Genomic DNA, 22,865 nt, shown 5'->3' on the forward strand with positions numbered 1-22,865 from the left:
CATCTGCGAAAGGCCGCAAGGCCATGGCCGACGATCACCGCATTGCCCACATCTCCCTCGACGAGGAGACGATCATCTGGCGCAATGCCGATGTCGAGCAGGAACGGCGAGTCGCGATCTTCGACCTGATCGAGGAAAACAGCTTCAAGCCGGTCCGCAGCGCGGCGCGAGGTGCCACCGGGCCCTATCGCCTGCGCCTGTCGGTGCACGAAGGGCGGCTGGTGATGGACATAAGCAGCGAGGGTGACGAACTGCTCGAAACCCTTCTGATCGGCCTGGCGCGCTTTCGCCGCCCGATCCGCGAATATTTCGCGATCTGCGACAGCTATTATCAGGCGATCCGCAAGGCGACCCCGACCGAAATCGAGACGATCGACATGGCGCGCCGCGGCATCCACGACCATGCCGCCGAATTGCTGCTCGAACGGCTCGAGGGCAAGGTTGAGACCGATTTCGCCACCGCACGGCGGCTTTTCACGCTGATCTGCGTGCTGCATATCAAGGGCTGAACGAAGGCGGGGTCGGATGGGACGCAAGCGAAAACCTGCGCGCCGCGCGTGGCGGCGTTACCTGCTCGCAGCGATTGCGCTTGCGGGCCTGTCAAGCGCCGCGTGGTATTGGTGGGACCTGCAATATTTCGCACCGGACGAGGCGACATTCCCCGAACAGGGCGTAGCGGTGAGCGAGCGCGAAGGGTTGGTCGGCTTCCAGAGCGTGCGCGCCCTGGGCGGCAGTTTCGCCTATATCGAAGCGAGCAGCGGCGCAGCGGGGCAGGATGCGCGCTTTGGCCGCAATCTTGTAGCGGCGCGGCAGGCGGGGCTGAAGGTCGGGGCGCTCCACCATTTCGATCCCTGTGCCGGGGCCGACGCGCAATCCGCCAATTTCGTCACCATGGTGCCGCGCGACGCGACACTGTTACCTCCGGCGATCTCGCTCGAAGAAACAGCCGATCAATGCGCCGAAAAAGTCAGCGATGCCGCGGTCGAAAGCGAATTGCTCACCTTCATCAACCAGGTCGAGATGCACGCGGGCAAGCCGGTGATCCTCAAGCTGTCCGAAACATTCGAAGATCGTTATGGCATCGCCACAAGGATCGAGCGCGACCTTTGGCTGGTGCGCGACCGGTTCCTTCCCCGCTATGCGCAGCGGCCCTGGCTGCTATGGAGCGCAAACGGGGCGCGGGTGACCGAAGCCGCCGAAGAACCGCTCGAATGGGTGGTGGTGCAGTCGTGATGGAGCGCGCAAGATGAGTGAAGACAATAATCGCGACAGCCTGATTGCAGCTGCGCGCACGGCGCTCGAAAATTCCTATTCGCCCTATTCGAAGTTCCGCGTGGGCGCGGCGCTCCGCTTTGCCGATGGCACGGTGGTGACGGGCACCAATATAGAGAACGCCAGCTATGGCCTCACTTTATGCGCCGAAACCGTCGCAGTGGCGAAGGCGATGGATGACGGCCATCGCGGCGGGCTGGAAGAGATAGCGGTCATCGGTGACACGGCGGAGCCCGTGACCCCCTGCGGCCGTTGCCGCCAGGTGCTCAACGAACTCGCCGAACTCGGCGGTACAGACCCGGTGGTATGGTGCGCGGGCGATGCGGATGTGGTGAAAACCAGCCTGTCCGAACTGTTGCCGCGCGCTTTCGGCCCGGCGAGCCTTAGCTAACCGTCAAGCCATTCCAGCAGCGCGGCGAGGCAGTCGCGGCCCAGCAGCTTGCACCGCTCGGGGCTCCAGCCCTGCTCGGGCTCGGGGAAGTCGGCCAGGTCCTTGTAGGGCATTTCCAGCGTCATCGACGTCGCGCCGAAACGTTCGGCAACCTGGTTTGTGCTCATCGACAGATTGGCCTTGCCCTTGGCGGACTTGGGATAGCCCAGCTTGACCTGGAAATCGGGCGTACGCCGGTCGAGGATTTGCTGGTAGCGGTAATAGCTCTCGCCCAGCTCCGAGGTCCATGAAGGGATCCCTTCGAAGCCTGCCAGGAACACGGCGGGAATCGCTTCGTCGCCATGTGCGTCGAGCGCGAAATCCACTCCGGTTGCATCCATATGGTTGCGGATCGCCAGCACTTCGGGCGACTTCTCGGGCGTGGGATTGTCCCACTCGCGGTTGAGATTGACGCCCACGGCATTGGTGCGGAGGTGGCCGCGGCGCGAGCCGTCAGGGTTGCAATTGGGCACGATATGGAAGCGGCATCGCTTGCGCAGCGCGCGTGCGACCGGGTCGGCGGGGTCGGTCAGGCATTCGAGCACGCCTTCCATCCACCATTCCGCCTGCGTCTCGCCGGGATGCTGGCGGGCATAAAGCCATACCTGCTTGTCGCCTTCGCCCATTTCGAGGCAATCGATCGGCTGCCCGTCCAGCGTGGTGCCCAGCCGCACCAGCGAAACGCCTTCGCTCGCGGCCGCCTCGGCGACCAGATCGTGGTGCCGCTCCATCGAATACGGCGCGAAATAGGCGAACCACGCGACATTGCTTGCCGGGATGTAAGTGATGGTCAGCGTGCCGTCGGCCTCGGTTTCGTCGAAGCTGCTGGCGGCGCGGACCCAATATTCGCGGTCTTCGGAAACGCAGGCGTCATAACCCGGCCAGCCGCCCGGATAGGCCGATTTGTTGAGGCCCGTGAGCTTGAGCTGCAACTCCTCGCCCGCAGCGCAGGTGACGCGGAAATGGAACCACTGCGCGAATTCGCTCATGTGGTCCTTGCGTATCGCCAGCGTGGCCTTGTTGCCTGCAATCGACAGCACTTCGATATTGCCGCTGTCGAAATTGGCGTCGATTGCAATGTCAGTCACTCAGCTACCTCGATTTCGATTGTCTCGCCATTATTGCCCGGGAAGTCGCGGAACAGCGCCTTTGCGATGGCGTGTGCGCCCTGTGCTGGCTCGGCCAGTTCCGACTTGGGCGAAACGGTGAACCGCGCGCGGCCTTCCCAAACCGTCTGCCCGCTCGCCTTGTCGCGAAGCATCACGCCAAGCTCGGTGCCCAGCCGCTCGCTCGACTTGCTTCCACCAAGGTTGAACCCGATGCCGAGGCCCAAGCCCGAACCGTAGGAACCGGTCGACCCGCCGACGCCCACGCTCACCGGGCCGCGGCGCTTCTCTTCGCTGCCGATCCGGAAGTGCTCGACCCGCACCTGCGCGATGAGGCTGGCGCCTTCGCTTCCCGCTTCGGAGAAGCCCAGCTTCGCCAATTCCGCTGCGACGGCCGCCTTGTAGGGCGCCTGCGCCAGCGTGTCCTCTTCGGCCCCGGGTGCACTGGCTACGAAGACCGTGCCGTGATGCGCCGCCGCAAGCGTAGCAGCATCGTGGAACCGGGTGACCTCAACCGGGCCGGGCGCCGGGGCTGAAGCACATCCTGCCACTGCGACAGTTGCCGCCAGGGCCAGGGCAATCCTGTGGAGCTTGCTCATAGTCTGTTTCCTCGTTGCTGCCCCTAGCCTTGTGCTGGACCATTTGCCAGTGCCGCTTGCCTCGATCGGAGCACTCGTTGGCAAAAACGGATGCATCCATGTTTTTTCGCACAATCCTTGCACTAACTTGCTAACGCCGGGCCATGACTGAAGGAAAGAGCTTTCCCGTGCTGGTGACCGGCGGTGCCGGCTATATCGGAAGCCATGCGGTGCTGGCGCTGGTCGATGCCGGCTGGCCGGTCGCCGTGATCGACAATCTTTCGACCGGCTTCCGCTTTGCCGTGCCCGAGGGCGTGGCCTTCTATGAGGGCGATATCGCGGATGAAGCGCTGCTGGCGCGTATCTTTGCCGAACAGGGCATTGGCAACGGGCAAGGCGCGATCATGCATTTCGCCGGATCGATCCTGGTGCCGGAATCGGTCAGCGACCCGCTGAAGTATTATCTCAACAACACGGTGAAGAGCCGCACCCTGATCGAGGCGGCGGTCCGCGCCGGAGTGCCCCGTTTCCTGTTCAGCTCGACCGCGACTATTTACGGCATGTCCGATGTCTCGCCGCTGCACGAGCGGCTGCCGCGGCAACCGATCAACCCATACGGCTGGTCGAAGATGATGACCGAGCAGATGCTGGCCGACACGGCGGCGGCGCATGACATCGATTATTGCGTGCTGCGCTATTTCAATGTCTCGGGCGCCGATCCGCAGGGGCGCAGCGGCCAGTCGACCGTGGGGGCCACGCATCTGATCAAGGTGGCGGTCGAAGCCGCGCTTGGCCTACGCGATCATGTGGCGATCTTCGGTGACGATTACCCGACATCCGACGGCACGGGCGTGCGCGACTACATCCATGTCAGCGACCTCGCCGATGCCCATGTGTTGGCGATCGAGGCGCTGGCGGCCCAGCCGGGGCGCTCGATGCTGATGAATTGCGGCTATGGCCGCGGCTTCTCGGTCAATGATGTGCTCGATGCGGTCGACCGGGTGACGAACCCGAAGATCGAGCGGCGGCTCCAGCCGCGCCGCGAAGGCGATCCTGCTTCGCTCGTGTCCGATCCATCGGCGATCCGTGCGACTCTGCCGTGGCAACCGCGCTTCGACGATCTCGACACGATCGTGGCGCATGCACTGGCCTGGGAGCGCAGGTTGCTCGAAATCCGCGGAGCCGCTTGACCCGAATCTGTTCACGCGCTAACGGCGCGCTTCGAATTCGCCGCGTCGGGGGCAGCTCCGGCGCGTTTACTTTTGGAATTGAGACCATGAAGATCCGTAACAGCCTCAAGTCGCTGAAGGGCCGCCACCGCGATTGCCGCGTTATCCGCCGTCGTGGCCGGACCTATGTGATCAACAAGACCAACCGTCGCTTCAAGGCCCGCCAGGGCTGATTGCGCCGTTTGGCGAATCGCCCTCTGGCGATTGCGCAGCAATACCGGCCCGCCTCCCAATGGAGAGCGGGCCGTTGCTGTTTGAGGAGCTGTTGACGTGAGCGAACCAGTGCAGGCCGTGGTGTTCGACGTGGGGCGTGTGATTATCCAGTGGGATTTGCGCCACCTCTTTGCTCAGCTGATCGATGATCGGGACGAGCTCGACTGGTTCTGCGCAAATGTTGTGACCGAGGAGTGGCACTTCGAACATGACGCCGGGCGCCCGCTTGACGAGATGGTGCCCGAGCGCAAGGCGATGTTCCCCGATCACGCGCATCTGATCGACGCCTATCGCCATCGCTTCCTCGATACGATCCCGGGTCCGGTGCCCGGCACGGCGCAGCTGATAGAGGCGCTGGTCGCACGCGGGATGCCGCTTTACGCGATCACCAATTTCGGGGACGAATTCTGGGAAGAGTTCTTCCCGAGCGAGCCCGTGCTGGGCCATTTTCGCGATATCGTCGTGTCTGGCCGGGAAAAGCTGGCCAAGCCCGATCCTGCGATCTTCCGGCTCGCCGAACGGCGTTTCGGCCATGCTGCTTCCGCGATGCTGTTCGTCGACGACAATCCGGCCAATATCGCCGCCGCGGCGGCTTTGGGCTGGCAGACCCATCATTTCAGCAATGCGGAATTGCTGAGGCGCGACCTGTTGGAGCGTAGCCTCCTCTAGGGCGGCCGATTCCAGACAAGAAAAGCCCCCGGCGTGGGGACACCGGGGGCCTTGGGGACAAGCCGGGCGTGGAGAGGGTGGCCCGGCGAGGGATCAGGTAAGCTTACTTGCCGTTGCAGGCAGCCAGCTGGTCGTCAGCCAGAGCTTCACCCTGCGCCTTGAAGCTGGTCACTTCGCCGAATTCGCGGACGAGGCCGCGGCAGATGCGCAGCGGGCGCGAATTGCCCTTGGCAGCCTTGCAGGTCGTGCCTTCGCAGAACCATGCCACGCCCGAAGCGACGGTGCGGGCATCGGTTGCAGGAGCGGCGAGTTCGGCCACGTAATAGGGGCCGCTGGCAGCCGCCATCGCCGGAGCGGGGGCGGTGAGCGTGCCGAAAGTTACTGCGGTATAGGCGAGGGCGAGAACGAGCGCGCCGACGCGGTTCGTGCTGGAGAGGGAGAGGGTCATGGTCTTGTCCTTCGTTGAGGGTCTTGATTTTGTGCTTTCAAGTTTCGAATTGAAACCAGTTGCGAATCACTACCTAATCGATTAGGTTTCAGGTTGCAACTAGAAACTGAAAATTTTTTGCGGCCCCGCGAAACAAAGGTTAGATAGGTTGCTGGAAGAGGACTGATCTATGGGTGATATCAGAGAATCGCTGCGCGACCTGATCGAGTGTGGCCTGCCGCAAGCACTTGAAGTGATGGGCGAACGCTGGTCTTTCATGATCCTGCGCGCCAGCTTCAACGGTGTGCATCACTTTGAGGAATTCCTCAGCGAACTGGGCATCGCGCGCAACATCCTCTCGAATCGGCTCGCAAAACTGGTCGAACATGGCATCCTCAAGCGCGAGCCCTGCGCCGACGATCGCCGCAAGATCGAATATCGCCTGACCGAAAAGGGCTTCGACCTGCTTCCGGCCATGATTGCATTGCGCCAATGGGGCCAGAAATATGGCGCCGAAGTGGTCGAAGATCCGGTGCTGGTCGACGAGATCGACCGTCTGCCGATCGGCCCGGTCTCGATCCTTTCGCACGACGGGCGCATCCTGGGACCCAAGGACCTTGCGTTGGTCAAGCGCGAGAATGTCGGCCTTCGAGCCGACGGCACCCGTGCAATCGCCGGAGACGTGATCGGCCGCGGCGACGTGGTGGACCTGGAAGCGGCAAAGCGGCGAGCGGCCGCCGGTTAAACCGCCTTGCCTGCAAGGGCATCCGGCCAGATCCGGTCGCGGCTCAGCAGGAGCGCCAATGGCTATGAAATTTTCCCGCGAAGGTTTTCTCGAAGATTGCCTCGCCGCGCGCCGCCGTGACGGCATGCCTGCGGTGCGCGAATTGTTGAAAGAGGCCGTGCGCGAACCCGCTGCGATCCTTGCCGAACTGGGCGACCCGACCGAAGCGAAGCTCGATGTGTTCCATAATTCGAGCGAGCTCACGATCTTTGCAGCGCATTGGACGCCGCGCATGAACCTCCTCCCGCACGATCATCAGATGGAAGCGCTGATCGGCATCTATACCGGGCGCGAGGACAATATCCTGTGGCGCCGCACCGAAGGAGGCATCGAAGCGGTCAAGGCGCGCTGCCTGTTCGCAGGCGACGTGGTCGGGCTGGGGGCGGATGCGATCCACTCGGTCACTAATCCCCTGCCGCGTTTCACCGGTGGCATCCACATCTATGACGGCGACTTTTTCGCGACCGAACGGCACCAGTGGGATCCGGAAACCCTGGAAGAGGAGCCGTCCGACGGCGCCACGATCAGCAAGATTTTCGCCGAAGAAAACCGGCGCTATCGCGCTGCGAATGGCTGAGTGTCAGGCCCGCGGCGCTTGCCGCCGATAGCTCAGCGCCTCAGCGATGTGGATGCGGCCCACGCCATCTGCGCCCGCAAGATCGGCAATCGTGCGCGCCACTCGCAGCATCCGCGTATAGCCCCGCGCCGATAGCCGCATCGCTTCGGCTGCCTGCAGCAGCAGCCTTTGCCCGGCTTCGTCGGGCTTGGCCCATCGCTCCAACGCTTCGCCGTTGAGTTCGGCATTGCTGCGCGCGCCGGTGTTGGCAGTGCGAGCTGTCTGGATCTTGCGCGCGGCAGCGACGCGGGCGGCGACCTCTGCTGAGCCTTCGGCGGGAGGCGGCAGCGCCATATCCGCTGCGCTCACCGGATCGACTTCGACATGCAAATCGATCCGGTCGAGCATCGGGCCGGAAACCTTGCTCTGGTAATCCGCCGCGCAGCGCGGCGCGCGGCTGCAGGCCAGCGCCGCATCGCCCAAATGCCCGCAGCGGCACGGGTTCATCGCCGCCACCAGTTGGACGCGCGCTGGGAAAGTGACATGGGCGTTGGCGCGCGCCACGTCGACGCTGCCGGTCTCGAGCGGCTGGCGCAGCGAATCGAGCACCGCGCGCTGGAATTCGGGCAATTCGTCGAGGAACAGCACGCCCAGATGCGCCAGGCTCACTTCGCCCGGGCGCACTTTCAGCCCGCCGCCGGTGAGCGCCGCCATGCTGGCCGAATGATGCGGCGCGCGGAACGGGCGGGTGCGGCTGATCCGCCCGCCTTCGAGCGTGCCCGCGACCGAGGCGACCATCGAGACTTCGAGCGCTTCGGGCGGCGTGAGTTCGGGCAATATTCCGGGAAGGCAACTCGCCAGCAGGCTCTTGCCCGCGCCCGGCGGCCCGATCATCAAAAGATTGTGCCCGCCTGCCGCCGCGATTTCGAGCGCGCGCTTGGCGGTCTCCTGCCCCTTGACCTGCCTCAAGTCCGCCACCGGAGCCGCCAGCTCGACTTCGCCGCGCTCAGGCTCTGGCAGGTGTTGCGTGCCCTTGAGATGGTTGAGCAGGCTGACGAGGTTTGGCGCGGCCAGCACCGGGACGCCGCTCGCCCATTTGGCTTCCGAACCCTGCACGGCTGGGCAGATCAGCCCCGCTTCGGCTTCGCTGGCATGCAGCGCGGCGAGCAATACCCCGGGTGAAGCGACGATCCTGCCATCGAGGGCGAGTTCGCCCACCGCGATCCAGTCACCCAGCTGTTCGGCATCGGTCACCCCCATCGCCGCGAGCAGCGCCAGCGCGATCGGCAAATCGTAATGCGAACCGTCCTTGGGCAGGTCGGCGGGTGAGAGGTTGATGGTGATCCGCTTGGGCGGCAGCGCCAGCCCCATTGCGGCAAGCGCGGACTGCACGCGTTCGCGGCTTTCGCTCACCGCCTTGTCTGCCAGGCCCACGATATTGAATCGCGGCAGGCCGGGCGCGACCTGACACTGCACCTCAATGGCGCGCGCTTCCAGCCCGAGATAGGCAACTGTATTGACCAATGCGACCACGGGCGACCCTTTTGCCCTGTTTATCGGGCAAGTTGTGGCGCGTTTTCCGTAACTTGTCGAGGGTGTGGTGCTGCGTTGCCAACGGTCATTTGAATCCGCCGCCATCTTGACTCGGGATGCGGCTTGGCTTAACGGGCCGCGGCAATGGCGGTCGCCTGTCGCAGGCGGCCCTTTTTGTTGGTGCTCCAAGGGCGCCAGTTTTGATTTCGAGGACGATATGAAGCGGACTTTCCAGCCCAGCAATCTCGTGCGTGCCCGTCGCCACGGTTTCTTCGCTCGCAAGGCGACCCCGGGCGGTCGCAAGGTCCTGCGTGCCCGCCGCAAGCGTGGCCGCAAGACGCTTTGTGCCTGAGCACAACGGCTGAGACTCACGACATCGCGGTGATGCGTCGCCGCGCTGACTTTATTGCCGCGAACCGGGGCCTGCGCGTGGCGCGCCCCGGTTTCGTGCTTTTGGCGCATCCCAATTCCGGCAAGGGCAAGCGTTACGGCATCACCGTAACCAAGAAGGTCGGCAATGCGGTGGTGCGCAACCGCATCAAGCGACGTTTCCGCGAATTGCTGCGCGCCGCGCTGCCCGAACAGGGCCTGCCCGATCACGACCATGTGCTGATCGCCCGCGATGGCGCGATCGAGCGTGACTTTGCCATGATGCAGGGCGAACTGGCCGAGGCGCTGGCCCGTGCAGCCGCAGGGCAGGGCGATCCGCCACGGCGGCGCCCGCGCAAGGGCAATCGCAAGGGGGCGGGCAAATGAAGCATGTTCTGATCTTTGTCGCTCGCATGTGGCAATGGGGGCCGAGCCGGATTCTTCCGCCGACCTGCCGCTATGCGCCATCCTGCAGCGAGTATGCGATCGAGGCGCTGGGCAAATATGGTGCGATCAAGGGTGGATGGCTGGCGATTAAGCGGCTAATGCGCTGCCACCCTTGGGGCGGGCATGGCTTTGATCCCGTACCGTAGTACCTATATAACACACTCTTGAGTTTCAGACGCACGGGATTTCACCTTGGACAACCAGCGTAACCTACTGCTTGCCGTCGCGCTTTCGGGCCTTCTTATCCTCGGTTGGGACATGGCGATGCGGGTCTTCTATCCGCAAGCCTCGCTCAGCGGCCAGCCCGACGCAGTGGCCACCAGCAGCGAAGCGGCACCGGCCGCTGCATCGCCTGCGGCAATCGGTGGTGCGGGGGGCGGCGGTGCCCCGGTCGATCTCGACGCGGCGCTTGCTTCGCCCGAGCGCGTGCGCATCGACGCACCGCGCCTCGAAGGCTCGATCAATCTGGTTGGCGCGCGTCTCGACGATATCGAGCTGAAGGACCATCGCGATGCCCTGGGCGAAGACAGCCGCCCGGTGCAGCTCTTCGCGCCGCAAGGAACCTCGGGCCAGTATTTCGCCGAGTTCGGCTTCCTCGCCAATGGCCAGCGCTTGCCCGACGATCTGCAGTGGCAAGCCAGCGGGACCACGCTGACCACGTCGACCCCGGTTACCCTGACGCACACGAGCGAAGACGGGCTGACCTATTCGATCACTTTCTCGATCGACGACAATTACATGATCGACGCGGTCCAGTCGGTTGAAAACACCGGCACTGCAGGTGCGGTGGTCCAGCCCTTCGCGCTGATCAACCGCACTTCGGCCAATGCCAGCCCCAGCACCTTCAACGCCCATTCGGGGCCGATGGGTGCGTTTGGCGACACGGTCGAATACGGCCCAGACTATGACGACCTCGCCGAAGAAGGCTCGCACACGCCCGCAGGCGGCGCGCCCGACTGGTTCGGCTTCAGCGATATCTACTGGCTGTCAGCGCTGGTCCCCACGGACCAGAAGGACGCCACCGCCGGCTTCCGCTCGCTGGGCAACGATATCTATCGCGCCGACCTGATCTATGCCCCGCAGACGCTGGCTCCGGGCGCCAAGATCAGCCGCGACACCCGCCTCTTCGCCGGTGCGAAGGAAAGCGTGGTGCTGGGCGACTATGAACGGGCCGGCATCGAGAATTTCGGCAAGGCGATCGACTGGGGCTGGTTCGAATGGTTCGTGAAGCCGATGGTGTGGTTGCTGCGCACGCTCTACGAGTTTGTCGGCAATTTCGGCGTGGCGATCATCCTGCTGACGGTGATCATCCGCGGCGTGATGTTCCCGATCGCGCAGAAGCAGTTCGCCAGCATGGCGGCGATGCGGGCGGTCCAGCCCAAGATGAAGGCGCTCCAGGAACGCTACAAGGACGACAAGCAGAAGCAGCAGCAAGAGGTGATGAAGCTCTACAAGGACGAGGGGATCAATCCGCTCGCCGGCTGCCTGCCGATCCTTATCCAGATCCCGATCTTCTTCGCGCTATACAAGGCGCTGATCCTTGCGATCGAGATGCGCCACAAGCCCTTCGTGCTGTGGATCCAGGACCTTTCCGCGCCCGATCCGGCGAAGATCCTGAACCTGTTCGGCCTGCTGCCGTTCGACCCGCCGGGCTTCCTCGGCATCGGCGTGCTGGCGGTGCTGCTCGGCATTACCATGTGGCTGACCTTCCGCCTCAACCCGACGGCGATGGACCCGGTCCAGCAGCAGATCTTCTCGTTCATGCCATGGATTCTGATGTTCGTGATGGCGCCGTTCGCCGCAGGCCTGCTGCTTTACTGGGTCACCTCGAACCTCCTGACGCTGGCCCAGCAAAGCTATCTCTATTCCAAGCATCCGCAGCTGCGGGCGCAGGCGGAGAAGGACAAGGCGGACCAGGCATTGGCCGACAAGCGCAAAGGCTGAACCGGGCAGGGCTTTCCAATCCCGTTCGCCCTGAGCCTGTCGAAGGGCTGTCTTTTTCTTGGGCTTTAGCTAGTGAAAACAAGTGCAGGGCTTCGACAAGCTCAGCTCGAACGGTGAATTATGATGGCTGAAGTATCAGATCAGGCTGAACGCGAGGAAGCGGCATCGAAACTCTTTTCGGGCCGCGTCCAGTTCCTGCTGTCCGCTCCGCAGCTGAAATTCCTGCCTGAGCCGACCGTGCCCGAGATCGCCTTTTGCGGGCGCTCGAACGTCGGCAAGAGCTCGCTGCTCAACGCGCTGACCGGACGCAAGGCGATCGCGCGCGCTTCGGTCACGCCGGGCCGCACGCAGGAACTCAACTTCTTCGAAGTGGGCGAGCCGACGCAGTTCCGCCTGGTCGACATGCCCGGCTATGGCTTTGCCAAGGCACCGGTGAAAGTGGTCGACAAATGGAAACAGCTGGTGCGCGACTATCTGCGCGGGCGGCAGGTGCTGAACCGCACGCTGGTGCTGGTCGATGCGCGGCACGGCCTCAAGGACGTCGACCGCGAGATGATGCGCATGCTCGACGAATCGGCGGCGAGCTATCGCATCGTGCTGACCAAGGCGGACAAGGTGAAGGCGAGCGAGCTTGAAGCGACCGCCGCCAAGGTGGCCGAGGAAGCGCGCAAGCACCCCGCCGCCTTTCCGGTGCTGCATATCACCAGCAGCGAAAAGGGCATGGGGATTGCGGAACTGCGCGCGGCGGTCCTGGCAGACGCCGCGCTCTGAGCTGGCCCCGGCTGCTTAAGGCACGCGAAGCTGGCTGAGCAGACGTCCGAAAGTGGGGTGGAAAGCGGACAGAGCGTCGCTGGCTTTTCCAAGATATCAAAGGCATTCAACAAAGTGCTCTACAGTAGGCTCGCGTCCTGCATCAAAGAGAACTGCGGCACCGATCGAAAAGCGAAAGCCACCGGGATGCGGCACGCCGTCTATGATACCTTCGGAAATCATCTCTTGCGCAGCTGACTGCGGCAGCGTCGTCAGAATTTCGGTCTGCTTGGCCAGTTCGATACATGCGGCCTGACTGAGTAGACGGTAGTGCGGGACGCCGTTCTTCTCAAGCAATTCACGAATATCGGCGGGCAGCGATTGTTCGAACATTCGGTCATATCCGGCGAGAGCCCAGTCATATTGGATCACCTCAGAAAGAGTGTGCGAGCGCGAGCTCACCGGATGGCCCTTGCGATGAACCATCCAATAAGGTTCGTCGATCACATCTGTAACCCTCATGCGATCTTTGTGAGGCAGCCCCGCGAGGCTGGCATGGTGATAGATCAAAAGATGGATTCGACGTTGCAGGAGCTCTTCGGCCGCGAGATGTGGCGGCATGGTGGATACGTTGATCCGCGTCCTGGGATAAAGCTGGGCAAACCTGACAATTGCCGGATGGATCATGCTCTCGATCACTCCCGGACCGCTGACGATGTTGAGTTCATGTTCCCCCGCCGAAATGGAACCACGAACGCTTGCCGCAAATGCCAAAAGCTCAACCGCTTGCGGGTAAAGCTTCTTGCCTGCCTCGGTCGCCACGACCGTACGGGTTGTCCGGTGGAACAGTTGCGATTCCCAATCCGCTTCGAGAAGCTTGATGCTCTTTGTGAGCGCCGAATGGGTCAGACCCAACTCTTCGGCTGCCGCGGTGAAGCTCAACAGCCGATAGACCGCTTCGAAATGGCGCAAGAGGCGAAGGTCGTCCATATGTGCCTATTGGTAACAACTTTGGCCTTATTACTCAATTTTGCTCAGCAGCGACCTCAAGTAGATCGAATGAAAAAGATCGGGAGAGGCCAGTTATGACGCTAGAGAACATCATAAGTTCGAACATCGCGATGATCGTGATTCCGCTCTATTTCGCGGCAATCATTGGCGAGTCTGTCTTCAACCACCTCTTTCATGAACGCGGCGTTGGGGACATGAAGGACAATGGCGTCTCGATGGGCATAGGCCTTGTTAGCGCTGTGACCAATGGCGCGACCGCATTCATATCCGTAGGCGTCTTGTTCTGGGTTCAGCAATTCCAGCTTTATGCCATTCCGCTAACTGTCGTTTCGCTGGTCGTGTGCTTCATTCTCGATGATCTGCGCTATTATTTGCACCACCGTATTGCGCATCGGGTGCGCTGGGTGTGGGCAATGCATGTCACCCACCATTCCAGCACCCAGTACAATTTCTCGGTTGCCTTGCGTCAGGGCTGGACCAAGCATTTTACCGGAACGATGATGTTCAAAGTGCCGCTGGTTTTGATCGGGTTCGATCCGGTGGTCGTGCTGTTCTGCGGAGTGATAAACCCGACCTATCAGTTCTTCCTTCACACGGAGCTGGTCGGCAAGCTTCCGCGCTGGTTCGAAGCTGTCTTCAACACGCCATCGCATCACCGCGTCCACCATGGCCGTAACCCGCAATATCTTGACGCGAACTACGCTGGCACGCTGATTGTCTGGGACAAGATGTTCGGCACATTCGTGGCTGAAGAGGAGAAGGTCGATTATGGCCTGGTGAAGAACCTCGAAACGCTCAATCCCTTCATCATCATCTTCCATGAATATTGGGGTATCCTGAAGGATGTTTCTCAGCGAGGCATCACACTTTGGCAGCGTATTCTCTATCTGCTTGCGCCCCCGGGCTGGTGCCATGATGGATCGCGGCTGACATCGGAGCAGATCAAGGCCGAACACTTCGCGGCGCAATCGGTTGGCGAAGCCGAAGAGCCAAACGATAGCCAAGAGCCTTCCAGTTTGCTGGTAAAGAGCTGATATGCCCGCACCGCATTACGCCCTGTCCGAAGCGCTGATCGTGTTGGTTGGCGTCTGGTCTGTATTGCAAATGGCGCGGCGTGGGATGCGGTTCGGTGCGCTCGGTATTTCCATATTCAGCGTTGCTGCTGGCATCGGTGTCATTCGCTTTGGGTTGGGGCGGATCGAAGAGCTTGCACCTGTTCACCAAGCCTTTTCACAAGTGGGCGGAGCGACCGCCATGGCATTGGTCGCAATGCAGCTTGTGATGGTTCCGGTGAAGAGCTGGACTGGATGGCGTTTGAGCGTCGCCATCGCTCTTGCGGTCGCAACTCTGGTGTCGGGGATGATCGCACGCGAAGCGACTATGCCGCTTTTCACGGCTTGGCTGCTTATCGCGATTGTCGCTAGCACAATTTGGTCGGCGTCTGGCGTTGTTCAGCGATTGTTGAGAGCGAGTGTGGTCGCAATCTTCCTCGCAAACGTATTGTTTGTCCGCCAATCGAGCATTCTGAGTGCAGATACGAGCTGGCACCTATTTCATATTTTGATCGCAGTTTGGTTTGTCGGCATTTGGTGGTTGCTGGAAAAGCAAGCCTTCTCAACTGATTGACGGAGAAAGGCAGCAACTGGGTCGTTAGCGGACAGTCCGGTTTCCGATCGGTATACCGCAGTTCAGGTCGCGAAGAGGCTGTCGAGGTTTTCGAACGCCTTCATCTCGATCGCATTGCCGGCCGGGTCGCGGAAGAACATCGTCGCCTGCTCGCCCGGCTGTCCCTTGAACCGGATCGTCGGCTCGATCACGAAATGGGTACCGGCGGCGGTCAGGCGCTCGGCCAGGTCCTGCCAGTCTTCCATTTTCAGCACGATGCCGAAATGCGGCACCGGAACGCCGTGGCCGTCGACATGGTTGCTGGCGCGGTCGCCCGCATTGCCGGGGGCCAGATGCGCCACGATCTGGTGGCCGTAGAAATCGAAATCGATCCACTCGTCTGACGAGCGCCCTTCGCGGCAGCCCATCGCTCCGCCGTAAAAGGCGCGCGCGGCGGCAAGATCGTCAACGGGAAAGGCGAGATGGAAGGGGCGCAGGCTCATGCCCGATTGTTTAGCGCGAACGGTTTCATTTTCCTACAGGCGGTTGCGCGTGCCACGCTCGCCAAATGGCCAGGCTCATGATTGTTGGAGAAGTGCGCGCGCCACTGGAAAAATCTTTCATTGGACTATGTCGCATGTGTCGCATCGTTCAGCCTCGACAGCACAGGGATGAACGACTAACTGCCGACTCGCAAGGAGCGAGGCCCGGTATGAAGCTGATCATCGGCAACAAGAACTATTCGAGCTGGTCGATGCGCGGTTGGCTCGCCGCCAAGCAGTCCGGTCTCCATTTCGAAGAGCTGACGGTCAATATCGACGGCGACGAGTGGGGCGATCGCAAGCAGGCCATGGGCGAAGTCCAGCCCAGCCACGGCAAAGTGCCGGTGCTGTGGGATGGCGACACCGTGGTGTGGGACAGCCTCGCCATCCTCGAATACCTGGCCGACAAGGTCGGGCGTGAGCGCTTCTGGCCGAAGGAAGAGGCTGCACGCGGCATGGCGCGCGCGATGGTTGCCGAAATGCACTCGTCATTCCTCTCGCTTCGGCGCGAGCTGCCGATGAACGTTCGCCGCCGGGTTGCGATCGAAGACCTGACCGATTCTACCAAGCATGACGTGGTCCGTATCCTTACGCTCTGGGCCGAAGCGCGCGCACGCTTCGGCAACAGCGGGCCGTTCCTGTTCGGCACTTTCGGCGCGGCCGACATCTTCTACGCGCCGGTGGTATCCCGCTTCGTGACCTATGGCGTGGGCGTGCCCGGCTTTGCCCAGGCCTATATCGAAGCGATCTGGGAACACGACTGGACGCAGGAATGGATCGCTGCGGCGGAGGATGAAGAGTGGGTCATCGAGCAATACGAAGTGATGCCGAATTGAGAATGATGACCGTGACATACCGTCCCGCAGTCTGGCTCGCGACGCTGGCGCTTGCCGCCATGGCTCTGGTGCCGGGGAAGGCGCTCGCCTGGGGCTTTTACGCACACGGCACGACGGCCCAGATCGCAGAGGCGAACATTGAGCCCGCGACGCGGGCGAAGCTCGACCGGCTGTTCCGGGCCGAGCAGCAACTCGGCACGCCGCAATGCCGCTTGCGCAATCTGACTGATGCATCGACCTGGCCCGATTGCCTGCGCGGCGAGGGCTGGCGCTGGGGCTATACCTTCGCCTGGCACTATCGCACCGCGCCAATCGACGAGCCTTACAACCCGCGCAGCAATTGCAGCGGCGGGAACTGCATCCTCGCGCAGATAGAGCGCAACCAGCGCATCCTCGCCGACGAGAGCCTGCACGATAACGTCCGCCTCGAAGCGCTCGCCTTCATGGTCCATTTCGTCGGTGACGTGCACATGCCGCTTCATTCGGGCCACCATGACGATCGCGGCGGTAACGACCGGGTGACCGATTATGGCATCGTGCCGGGCCTCAACCTGCACTGGATCTGGGACGGACCCCTTGCCGAACGCGCGATCACTTCCGCGCAACCATCGCTGGTGCGGCGTTACAGCGCGGCGGAGAAAGCCGAACTGGCAGGCGGCGACCCGGCCGAGTGGGGCCGCGAGAGCTGGGAACTGGCGCGCAGTTTCGTCTATCCCAACGCCTTCGACTGTACGGACTGCTCGGGCAAGTTGCCCAGCGAGACGGCGCTGACGCAGGAGGACATCGTCGCCGCGATCCCCGTTAGCCAGCGCCGCGTGACGCAGGCGGGACTGCGGATTGCGCGCTTGCTGGATGAGGCCTTCGCCCCGGGGCCGCTGCCGCAGCCGGAGCGCGAACGGCGCTAGGGTATGCGGCTGGTTTCGTAGCGGGTGCCGTCCTTGCGCTCATATCCATCGGGGTCGAACACCATGTCGATATCGGGATACTCGCCGCGGTCGGTCTCCCTCGGTCCGGCGCTGATCGCGACGAAGACGCAGTCTTCGGATGAGCGGTTCTGCAAGTGATGGCCGTTCGCCTCGCCGGCCGGCCAAGCCAGGATATCGCCCGTGCGGACCAGCGTTTCTCCGCCATCTTCGACCAGCACCGCTTCGCCGGAAAGCATCATCACCAACTCGTCCTGCCCCGCGTGCCAGTGCCGCTGGCTCGACCATGCGCCGGGCTTGAGCACGACGTGGCTGGCGCCGAGCATTGTGAAGCCCGAAACGGGGGCGAGGCGGCGATACCAGCGGCCCTGGACCTCGCGGTCGAACGGCGCCGGGTAGCCCGTGACATTGGTTTGGGGGATGGCGGCGAGATCGAGCTTGGGCATTGGCATTCACTCCTGCTAACCGGTCGATCATGAACCAAACCGCCGAGCTCGCCAATCGCCTGATTGCCGCACCCAGCGTCACGCCCGCGACCGGGCTGGTGTTCGACGAGTTCGAGGCGATGGTTGCCCCCCTCGGTTTCGATGTCCATCGCTTCACCCGCGGAGATGGCGAACCGGGCAGCGAAGAAGCCCCGGTCGAAAATCTCTTCGCGATCCGCCGAGGGCCCGTGGGATCCCGCCATTTCGCCTTCGCCGGGCATCTCGATGTCGTGCCGCCGGGAGAAGGCTGGACCAGCGCGCCTTTCGCTCCCGAAGTGCGCGGCGAGCTGCTCCATGGACGCGGCGCGGTCGACATGAAAGGCGCGATCGCCGCCATGGTCTCCGCCGTGGAGCAGGTGCCGCAGGATGCGGGCACTATTAGCTTCATCATCACCGGCGACGAGGAAGGCCCCGCACTGCACGGCACGCGCGCGCTGATCGACTATATGCGCGAAGCTGGCCACCAACCCGATCTGTGCCTGGTGGGCGAGCCCACCAGCGTCCACCGGCTGGGCGACATGATGAAGATCGGGCGACGCGGGTCGCTCAACGTCTGGCTTGAGGTCGATGGTGCGCAGGGGCACGTCGCCTATCCGCATAATGCCGACAACCCTTTGCCGCGCATGGTCGCCATGCTGTCCGAACTCAATGCGCTGCATCTCGACGACGGCACCGAATGGTTCCAACCGAGCAATCTTGAGATCACCGATATCGAAGTCGGCAATCCGGCCACCAATGTGATCCCGGCCAAGGCCAAGGCGCGCATCTCCATCCGCTTCAACGACCTCCATTCGGGCGCGTCGCTCGCGCGGCAGGTGGTCGAGATTGCCGAGCGCCACGGCGGCAAAGCGCGCCCGGTGATTTCGGGCGAGCCGTTCCTTACGCCGCCCGGTGTATTCTCGCGGATCATTGCAGACGCGGTGGAGGCAGAAACCGGGCTGGTGCCCGAAGCTTCGACCAGCGGAGGCACATCCGACGCGCGCTTCCTGCGCGCCGTATGCCCGGTGATCGAGTTTGGCCTGTGCAACGCAACCATGCATAAGTGCGACGAGGCTGTGGCCTTGGCTGACCTCGATACGCTAAGCCGCATTTACGCGCGCATCGCTTCGGCAGTGCTGGCGCAGAGATAATAGCGAAGGATCGCAATGGGGGCCTGGTTCCGAATTCCGCTTTGGCAGCGAGTTATCGCTGCGCTCGTCCTTGGCATCGCGGTAGGCTGGTACTGGGGGCCGGGTGCGGAAAGCATCAAGATCATCGGCGATATCTTCGTCGCTTTCATCAAGATGCTGGTCGTGCCGTTGATCTTCTTCAGCCTGGTGGCGGGCGTCGCCAGCATCGGCGATTTGCGTAAGCTGGGAAGCGTGGGCTGGCGCGCGATGCTGCTCTTCGTGGTGAGCGGCCAGATCGCGGTCTGGCTAGGGCTGGGGCTGGGCACTTTCATGCAGCCGGGCATGGGGGTCGACACCTCCATGATCGAGATGGGCGCAATCCCCGAACCGAATGAGACGACCTGGCGCCAGATGCTGCTGGGCATGGTGCCGCAAAGCCCGGTTCAGGTGATGGCGGATGTCAACGTCCTGCCGCTGATCATCTTCTCGCTGCTGCTCGGCATCGGGATCCTGATGGCGAAGGATGAGGGTGCGCCGGTCCAGCGCATCTTCGATTCTGGTTCGGTGATCATGCAGAAGGTCACCATGATCGTGATGGAGCTCACCCCCTTCGGCGTTTTCGCGCTGATGGCCTGGGTGGCGGGAACCTTGGGCATGTCTGCACTGGCCGCGCTCGGCAAGCTGGTGTTCCTCAACTATCTCGGCTGCCTGCTGATCATCCTCGTGATGTATTCCTCGATGATCAAGTTCATCGCGCGGCTGCCGGTGATCGACTTCTTCCGCGGCATCATCGACGCCATCGCGGTCAGCTATTCCACCGCCAGTTCCAATGCGACGCTGCCTGTCACGCTGCGCTGCGCCGAACGCAACCTCGGCATCAGCAATTCGGTGGCCAGCTTCGTGATCTCGCTGGGCGCGACGATCAACATGAACGGCACCGCGATGTATCTTGGCCTGGCCACGCTGTTCGGGGCGCAGATCTTCGGCGTGCAGCTCGACTTCGGCGATTATGTGCTGATCTCGATCCTCGGCACGCTCGGCGCCGTGGGCGCGGCGGGCATCCCGGGCGCCGGCCTGATCATAATGGCGCTGGTGTTCGGCGCGGTGGGCGTGCCGCTGGAAACGATCGCCTTCGTGGCGGGCGTCGACCGGATCATGGACATGATGCGCACCACCACCAATGTCACCGGCGACGCGGCCGTGGCTACCACAGTCGCCAGCCTGACCGGCGAGATCGACCGGGCGGAGATGAAGAGTGCGGACGATATCTAGCTATTGATGGTATTCTCGGCGCTCGGCATTCGGGCGCCGGGATGAGAGCAATGGCTTTGATGCCAGCTTGCCAGGTCAGTCTTCCGCTTCATCCTTGGCATATTCCACCGGCACGAATTTCCCGAGGCCGCAGCCTGCGCCGCGGCGCATCTGCCCGCCGACATTCTCAAGCACATAGATGATCTCGGTATTGCACAGCTGGCTGATCGACGTGCTGTAGGTGAAGGCCTCGCGAAAGCCGAGGCTGGGGCAGCTTTGCGGCAGCGTGTTGCGATAGACCTTGCGGCCCGCCATCTCGAAATCGATGGTGCGATCGTCGCGCACCAGCGACTGGCGGATTTGCGTGATCGGAATGCAGCTGACCGGTTCGCCCACGACTTTCACGGGCGGGCCCTTGGTCACGAATTCCTCGTCGGATTCAATCGGCGCACAGGCCACTGCAAGCAGCGGCAGGAAAGCTATCGCGGTATAGCGGATCATGGCAGGCGCTCCTTCTCTAGGCGCCTGACGAAATCAGGCACCGACTTTCGACTTTGCCGCCTCACCTGGCTTTTGTAGCACTTTCTTGCGGTAGCTGCATAGGTCTTCGACCTTGCAGCGCCAGCATTCGGGCGTGCGCGCCTTGCAGACATAGCGACCGTGCAGGATCAGCCAGTGATGCGCATGCAGGCGGAAAGGCTCGGGCACGCGTTTCTCGAGCTTGGCTTCGACCTGCTCCGGCGTCTTGCCCTTGGCGAGCCCTGTGCGGTTTCCGACGCGGAAGATATGCGTGTCGACCGCGAAGGTCTCTTGCTTGAACCAGCAATTGAGCACGACATTGGCGGTCTTGCGCCCGACCCCCGGCAGCTTGACCAGTGCCTCGCGCGTGTCCGGAACTTCGCCGCCGTACTGATTGACGAGTATCCGGCTCATCGCGATCACGTTCTTGGCCTTCGAATTGAACAGGCCGATCGTCTTGATGTGTTCCTTCAGGCCATCCTCGCCCAGATCGAGCATCTGCTGCGGCGTTTTCACCTTTTGGAACAGCGCTCTTGTCGCCTTGTTCACGCCGACGTCGGTCGCTTGCGCGCTGAGCGCCACCGCCACGACGAGCTGGTAGGCATTGCCATACTCAAGCTCGGTCTCGGGCTCGGGATTGTCTTCCGCCAACCGGCGGAAGAACTCGAATATCTGGTCTTTGGTCATGCGCGCCCGGTTACAGCCCCAGCACCTGCGCCATAGTGTAGCGGCCCGGCTCCTTGCCCACCAGCCATTGGGCGGCCCTTACGGCGCCGCGGGCGAAGATCACGCGACCTTCCGCGCGGTGGCCGAGTTCGAGCCGTTCGCCTTCGGCCGCAAAGATGACCTGGTGGTCACCGGCCACCGAGCCCCCGCGCAATGTGGCGAACCCGATGTCTCCATACTGCCTTTCGCCTGTGATCCCGTCCCTGACAGTGACCTTGGCGCTATCGAGGTCGATCCCGCGCCCTGCGGCGGCAGCATCGCCGAGCATCAGCGCTGTGCCCGAAGGCGCATCGACCTTGTGGCGGTGATGCATCTCGAGGATTTCGATATCCCATTCCACCGACAGGCGCGAAGCGGCATCCTTCACAAGCGCCGCCAGCAAATTGACCCCCAGGCTCATATTGGCCGACCAGAGGACCGGGATCGAGCGCGCAGCACGGTCGATCATCGCATGGTGGCTATCCGTCAGGCCGGTGGTGCCGATCACGATGGGCTTCTTCGCCACCTGTGCTGCCCACAGGTTTTCCTCGAGCACATCGGGGCTGGTGAAATCGATGATCACATCGCCGCCGCCACGCGCAAGCTGTTCCAAGGGCACGCGCGGCGGGGGATCGCGCCGTGGATTATTGTCGATGTCCGGCTGATCGACCCCGGCAAGGTGCGCTCCACTCGACACAAGGGCTTCGTACACGGCGCGCCCCATCCGACCTGCGGACCCGAAGATGATGATGCCTGTCATTGTCCTTGCGTCCTGGCCCGGTTTTCGTGTCTGATCGGGCGCATGGCAGATGTGCGCTCAATTGTCATCCTCACCGGCGCGGGGATATCCGCCGAAAGCGGGATCGATACCTTTCGCGATGCTGGCGGGCTGTGGGAACGGCACCGGGTGGAAGACGTCGCCACGCCCGAGGGCTTTGCGCGCGATCCGGACCTTGTGCTCGGCTTTTACGACATGCGGCGCGAGGCGCTTCATTCGCGCGAACCGAATGCCGCCCACAGGGCTTTGGCACGGCTCGACGCGGAATGGGGCGGCGACCTGCTGATCGTGACGCAAAATGTCGACGACCTGCACGAGCGCGGCGGCGCCAGGCGTGTGCTGCACATGCATGGCGAACTCAAGAGCGCGCTGTGCACTTCGTGCGAGATGCGCAGTCCGTGGGACGCGCCAATGTCGAACCGGCCGCCATGCCCGGTGTGCCAGGCGCCGACCCTGCGGCCCGACGTCGTGTGGTTTGGCGAGATGCCCTACCAGATGGACCGCATCTATCGCGCATTGCGCGGGGCCGACCTGTTCGTCAGCATCGGCACTTCGGGCGCGGTCTATCCCGCAGCGGGCTTCGTTCGGGATGCCCGTGAATTGGGTGCGCGGACGCTCGAACTCAACCTTGAGCGGAGCGAAGGCTCGCACTGGTTCCACGAATCGCGCCAGGGCAAGGCGGGGGAACTTGTGCCGGCCTGGGTGGAGGAAGTTCTGAAATGAATGTCTGTAAGCCGATTTGCCCTGCTATTCCGAAGGAACTGGCGCGACGGTTTTTGTGGGCCGATTGGAAG

General features: G+C 62.7%; 30 protein-coding genes. 20 read left to right on the plus strand and 10 right to left on the minus strand.

The genetic code is table 11. The features are described 5' to 3' along the window. Nucleotides 1–23 precede the first annotated feature (23 nt). The 3 genes from VRS74_RS09785 to VRS74_RS09795 are packed head-to-tail and all read left to right on the plus strand — an operon-like array spanning nt 24 to nt 1,663. The gene (locus VRS74_RS09785) at nt 24–509 is read left to right on the plus strand and encodes a UPF0262 family protein (protein WP_354145077.1); all 486 of its coding nucleotides are present in this window, start codon (nt 24–26) and stop codon (nt 507–509) included. 16 nt (nt 510–525) lie between these two features. Next, nucleotides 526–1,233, plus strand: coding sequence for a glycoside hydrolase family 25 protein (locus tag VRS74_RS09790; RefSeq protein WP_354145078.1), 708 nt, complete (start codon nt 526–528; stop codon nt 1,231–1,233). A 13-nt stretch (nt 1,234–1,246) separates the two neighbouring features. Then, nucleotides 1,247–1,663, plus strand: a complete 417-nt coding sequence (locus VRS74_RS09795; protein ID WP_354145079.1) for a cytidine deaminase — start codon at nt 1,247–1,249, stop codon at nt 1,661–1,663. On the opposite strand, the gene VRS74_RS09800 is transcribed toward VRS74_RS09795, so the two are convergent. Both VRS74_RS09800 and VRS74_RS09805 read right to left on the minus strand, forming a co-directional pair. Next, a complete protein-coding gene (locus tag VRS74_RS09800; RefSeq protein WP_354145080.1) occupies nt 1,660–2,790 on the minus strand; it encodes a M14 family metallopeptidase in 1,131 nt (376 codons plus the stop codon). The genes VRS74_RS09795 and VRS74_RS09800 overlap by 4 nt on opposite strands. Next, the gene (locus tag VRS74_RS09805; protein ID WP_354145081.1) at nt 2,787–3,407 is read right to left on the minus strand and encodes a DUF4136 domain-containing protein; all 621 of its coding nucleotides are present in this window, start codon (nt 3,405–3,407) and stop codon (nt 2,787–2,789) included. The genes VRS74_RS09800 and VRS74_RS09805 overlap by 4 nt, the downstream gene beginning before the upstream one ends. A 143-nt stretch (nt 3,408–3,550) precedes the next feature. Here VRS74_RS09805 and galE point away from each other — a divergent pair, with 143 nt between their 5' ends. The 3 genes from galE to VRS74_RS09820 all read left to right on the plus strand — a co-directional run bounded on the left by galE (nt 3,551) and on the right by VRS74_RS09820 (nt 5,497). Then, nucleotides 3,551–4,576, plus strand: coding sequence for a UDP-glucose 4-epimerase GalE (gene galE, locus VRS74_RS09810; RefSeq protein ID WP_354145082.1), 1,026 nt, complete (start codon nt 3,551–3,553; stop codon nt 4,574–4,576). Between the two features lie 86 nt (nt 4,577–4,662). Further along, on the plus strand, nt 4,663–4,788 hold the full coding sequence (ykgO, locus tag VRS74_RS09815; protein ID WP_050599643.1) for a type B 50S ribosomal protein L36: 126 nt from the start codon (nt 4,663–4,665) through the stop codon (nt 4,786–4,788). A 97-nt stretch (nt 4,789–4,885) separates the two neighbouring features. After that, nucleotides 4,886–5,497: an HAD family hydrolase gene (locus VRS74_RS09820; protein WP_354145083.1), complete on the plus strand. Its 612-nt coding sequence runs from the start codon at nt 4,886–4,888 to the stop codon at nt 5,495–5,497. A 103-nt stretch (nt 5,498–5,600) separates the two neighbouring features. On the opposite strand, the gene VRS74_RS09825 is transcribed toward VRS74_RS09820, so the two are convergent. Further along, complete coding sequence (locus VRS74_RS09825; protein WP_354145084.1) at nt 5,601–5,945, minus strand: DUF8200 family protein; 345 nt, start codon at nt 5,943–5,945, stop codon at nt 5,601–5,603. 169 nt (nt 5,946–6,114) lie between these two features. Between VRS74_RS09825 and VRS74_RS09830 the strand changes: the two genes are divergently transcribed. Both VRS74_RS09830 and VRS74_RS09835 read left to right on the plus strand, forming a co-directional pair. Further along, nucleotides 6,115–6,669: a winged helix-turn-helix transcriptional regulator gene (locus VRS74_RS09830; RefSeq protein WP_354145085.1), complete on the plus strand. Its 555-nt coding sequence runs from the start codon at nt 6,115–6,117 to the stop codon at nt 6,667–6,669. A 64-nt stretch (nt 6,670–6,733) separates the two neighbouring features. Further along, nucleotides 6,734–7,285: a hypothetical protein gene (locus tag VRS74_RS09835; RefSeq protein WP_354145086.1), complete on the plus strand. Its 552-nt coding sequence runs from the start codon at nt 6,734–6,736 to the stop codon at nt 7,283–7,285. Between the two features lie 3 nt (nt 7,286–7,288). On the opposite strand, the gene VRS74_RS09840 is transcribed toward VRS74_RS09835, so the two are convergent. Beyond that, on the minus strand, nt 7,289–8,797 hold the full coding sequence (locus VRS74_RS09840; RefSeq protein WP_354145087.1) for a YifB family Mg chelatase-like AAA ATPase: 1,509 nt from the start codon (nt 8,795–8,797) through the stop codon (nt 7,289–7,291). A gap of 217 nt (nt 8,798–9,014) precedes the next feature. On the opposite strand from VRS74_RS09840, the gene rpmH reads away from it, so the two are divergent. The 5 genes from rpmH (at nt 9,015) to yihA (ending at nt 12,328) form a co-directional block, all read left to right on the plus strand. Further along, entirely contained in the window at nt 9,015–9,149 is a 135-nt protein-coding gene (gene rpmH / locus VRS74_RS09845; RefSeq protein WP_119514694.1) for a 50S ribosomal protein L34, read from the plus strand. 32 nt (nt 9,150–9,181) lie between these two features. Beyond that, complete coding sequence (gene rnpA, locus VRS74_RS09850; protein ID WP_354145177.1) at nt 9,182–9,553, plus strand: ribonuclease P protein component; 372 nt, start codon at nt 9,182–9,184, stop codon at nt 9,551–9,553. Then, nucleotides 9,550–9,759, plus strand: coding sequence for a membrane protein insertion efficiency factor YidD (gene yidD, locus VRS74_RS09855; protein WP_354145088.1), 210 nt, complete (start codon nt 9,550–9,552; stop codon nt 9,757–9,759). Before rnpA ends, yidD begins: the two co-directional genes overlap by 4 nt. 46 nt (nt 9,760–9,805) lie before the next feature. Next, the gene (gene yidC / locus VRS74_RS09860; protein ID WP_354145089.1) at nt 9,806–11,557 is read left to right on the plus strand and encodes a membrane protein insertase YidC; all 1,752 of its coding nucleotides are present in this window, start codon (nt 9,806–9,808) and stop codon (nt 11,555–11,557) included. Nucleotides 11,558–11,680: 123 nt separating this feature from the next. Continuing rightward, nucleotides 11,681–12,328, plus strand: coding sequence for a ribosome biogenesis GTP-binding protein YihA/YsxC (gene yihA / locus VRS74_RS09865; RefSeq protein WP_354145090.1), 648 nt, complete (start codon nt 11,681–11,683; stop codon nt 12,326–12,328). A 96-nt stretch (nt 12,329–12,424) separates the two neighbouring features. On the opposite strand, the gene VRS74_RS09870 is transcribed toward yihA, so the two are convergent. Beyond that, a complete protein-coding gene (locus VRS74_RS09870) occupies nt 12,425–13,297 on the minus strand; it encodes a LysR family transcriptional regulator (protein ID WP_354145091.1) in 873 nt (290 codons plus the stop codon). Nucleotides 13,298–13,392: 95 nt separating this feature from the next. Here VRS74_RS09870 and VRS74_RS09875 point away from each other — a divergent pair, with 95 nt between their 5' ends. Beyond that, nucleotides 13,393–14,352, plus strand: a complete 960-nt coding sequence (locus VRS74_RS09875; RefSeq protein WP_354145092.1) for a sterol desaturase family protein — start codon at nt 13,393–13,395, stop codon at nt 14,350–14,352. Between the two features lies 1 nt (nt 14,353). Beyond that, nucleotides 14,354–14,944 (plus strand): hypothetical protein, encoded by a 591-nt coding sequence (locus VRS74_RS09880; RefSeq protein WP_354145093.1) that lies wholly within the window; start codon nt 14,354–14,356, stop codon nt 14,942–14,944. Between the two features lie 62 nt (nt 14,945–15,006). Here VRS74_RS09880 and VRS74_RS09885 read toward each other — a convergent pair whose 3' ends face one another. Then, nucleotides 15,007–15,426 (minus strand): VOC family protein, encoded by a 420-nt coding sequence (locus VRS74_RS09885; RefSeq protein WP_354145094.1) that lies wholly within the window; start codon nt 15,424–15,426, stop codon nt 15,007–15,009. A 209-nt stretch (nt 15,427–15,635) separates the two neighbouring features. Between VRS74_RS09885 and VRS74_RS09890 the strand changes: the two genes are divergently transcribed. Both VRS74_RS09890 and VRS74_RS09895 read left to right on the plus strand, forming a co-directional pair. Then, a complete protein-coding gene (locus VRS74_RS09890; protein WP_354145095.1) occupies nt 15,636–16,301 on the plus strand; it encodes a glutathione S-transferase family protein in 666 nt (221 codons plus the stop codon). Between the two features lie 2 nt (nt 16,302–16,303). Continuing rightward, on the plus strand, nt 16,304–17,206 hold the full coding sequence (locus VRS74_RS09895; protein WP_354145096.1) for a S1/P1 nuclease: 903 nt from the start codon (nt 16,304–16,306) through the stop codon (nt 17,204–17,206). Here the strand turns inward: VRS74_RS09895 and VRS74_RS09900 are convergent. Continuing rightward, the gene (locus VRS74_RS09900) at nt 17,203–17,670 is read right to left on the minus strand and encodes a cupin domain-containing protein (protein WP_354145097.1); all 468 of its coding nucleotides are present in this window, start codon (nt 17,668–17,670) and stop codon (nt 17,203–17,205) included. The two genes, VRS74_RS09895 and VRS74_RS09900, sit on opposite strands and share 4 nt — an antisense overlap. Nucleotides 17,671–17,699: 29 nt before the next feature. Here VRS74_RS09900 and dapE point away from each other — a divergent pair, with 29 nt between their 5' ends. Next, nucleotides 17,700–18,839, plus strand: a complete 1,140-nt coding sequence (dapE, locus tag VRS74_RS09905; protein ID WP_354145098.1) for a succinyl-diaminopimelate desuccinylase — start codon at nt 17,700–17,702, stop codon at nt 18,837–18,839. Nucleotides 18,840–18,854: 15 nt separating this feature from the next. Next, a complete protein-coding gene (locus VRS74_RS09910; RefSeq protein WP_354145099.1) occupies nt 18,855–20,090 on the plus strand; it encodes a dicarboxylate/amino acid:cation symporter in 1,236 nt (411 codons plus the stop codon). A 75-nt stretch (nt 20,091–20,165) separates the two neighbouring features. Here the strand turns inward: VRS74_RS09910 and VRS74_RS09915 are convergent, their stop codons facing one another. From VRS74_RS09915 to dapB, 3 genes are read right to left on the minus strand one after another with little or no spacing between them, the layout of a single operon-like run. Then, the gene (locus VRS74_RS09915) at nt 20,166–20,570 is read right to left on the minus strand and encodes a hypothetical protein (RefSeq protein ID WP_354145100.1); all 405 of its coding nucleotides are present in this window, start codon (nt 20,568–20,570) and stop codon (nt 20,166–20,168) included. Nucleotides 20,571–20,603: 33 nt separating this feature from the next. After that, nucleotides 20,604–21,275 carry an endonuclease III gene (nth, locus tag VRS74_RS09920; protein ID WP_354145101.1) on the minus strand — a complete coding sequence of 224 codons (672 nt, stop codon included), beginning with the start codon at nt 21,273–21,275 and terminating at the stop codon, nt 20,604–20,606. A gap of 10 nt (nt 21,276–21,285) precedes the next feature. Then, complete coding sequence (dapB, locus tag VRS74_RS09925) at nt 21,286–22,053, minus strand: 4-hydroxy-tetrahydrodipicolinate reductase (protein ID WP_354145102.1); 768 nt, start codon at nt 22,051–22,053, stop codon at nt 21,286–21,288. Between the two features lie 42 nt (nt 22,054–22,095). Between dapB and VRS74_RS09930 the strand changes: the two genes are divergently transcribed. Then, the gene (locus tag VRS74_RS09930; RefSeq protein WP_354145103.1) at nt 22,096–22,794 is read left to right on the plus strand and encodes an NAD-dependent deacylase; all 699 of its coding nucleotides are present in this window, start codon (nt 22,096–22,098) and stop codon (nt 22,792–22,794) included. Nucleotides 22,795–22,865: the final 71 nt, after the last annotated feature.

It is taken from the genome of Altererythrobacter litoralis, assembly GCF_036324225.1.
Lineage (GTDB): Bacteria > Pseudomonadota > Alphaproteobacteria > Sphingomonadales > Sphingomonadaceae > Erythrobacter > Erythrobacter litoralis_A.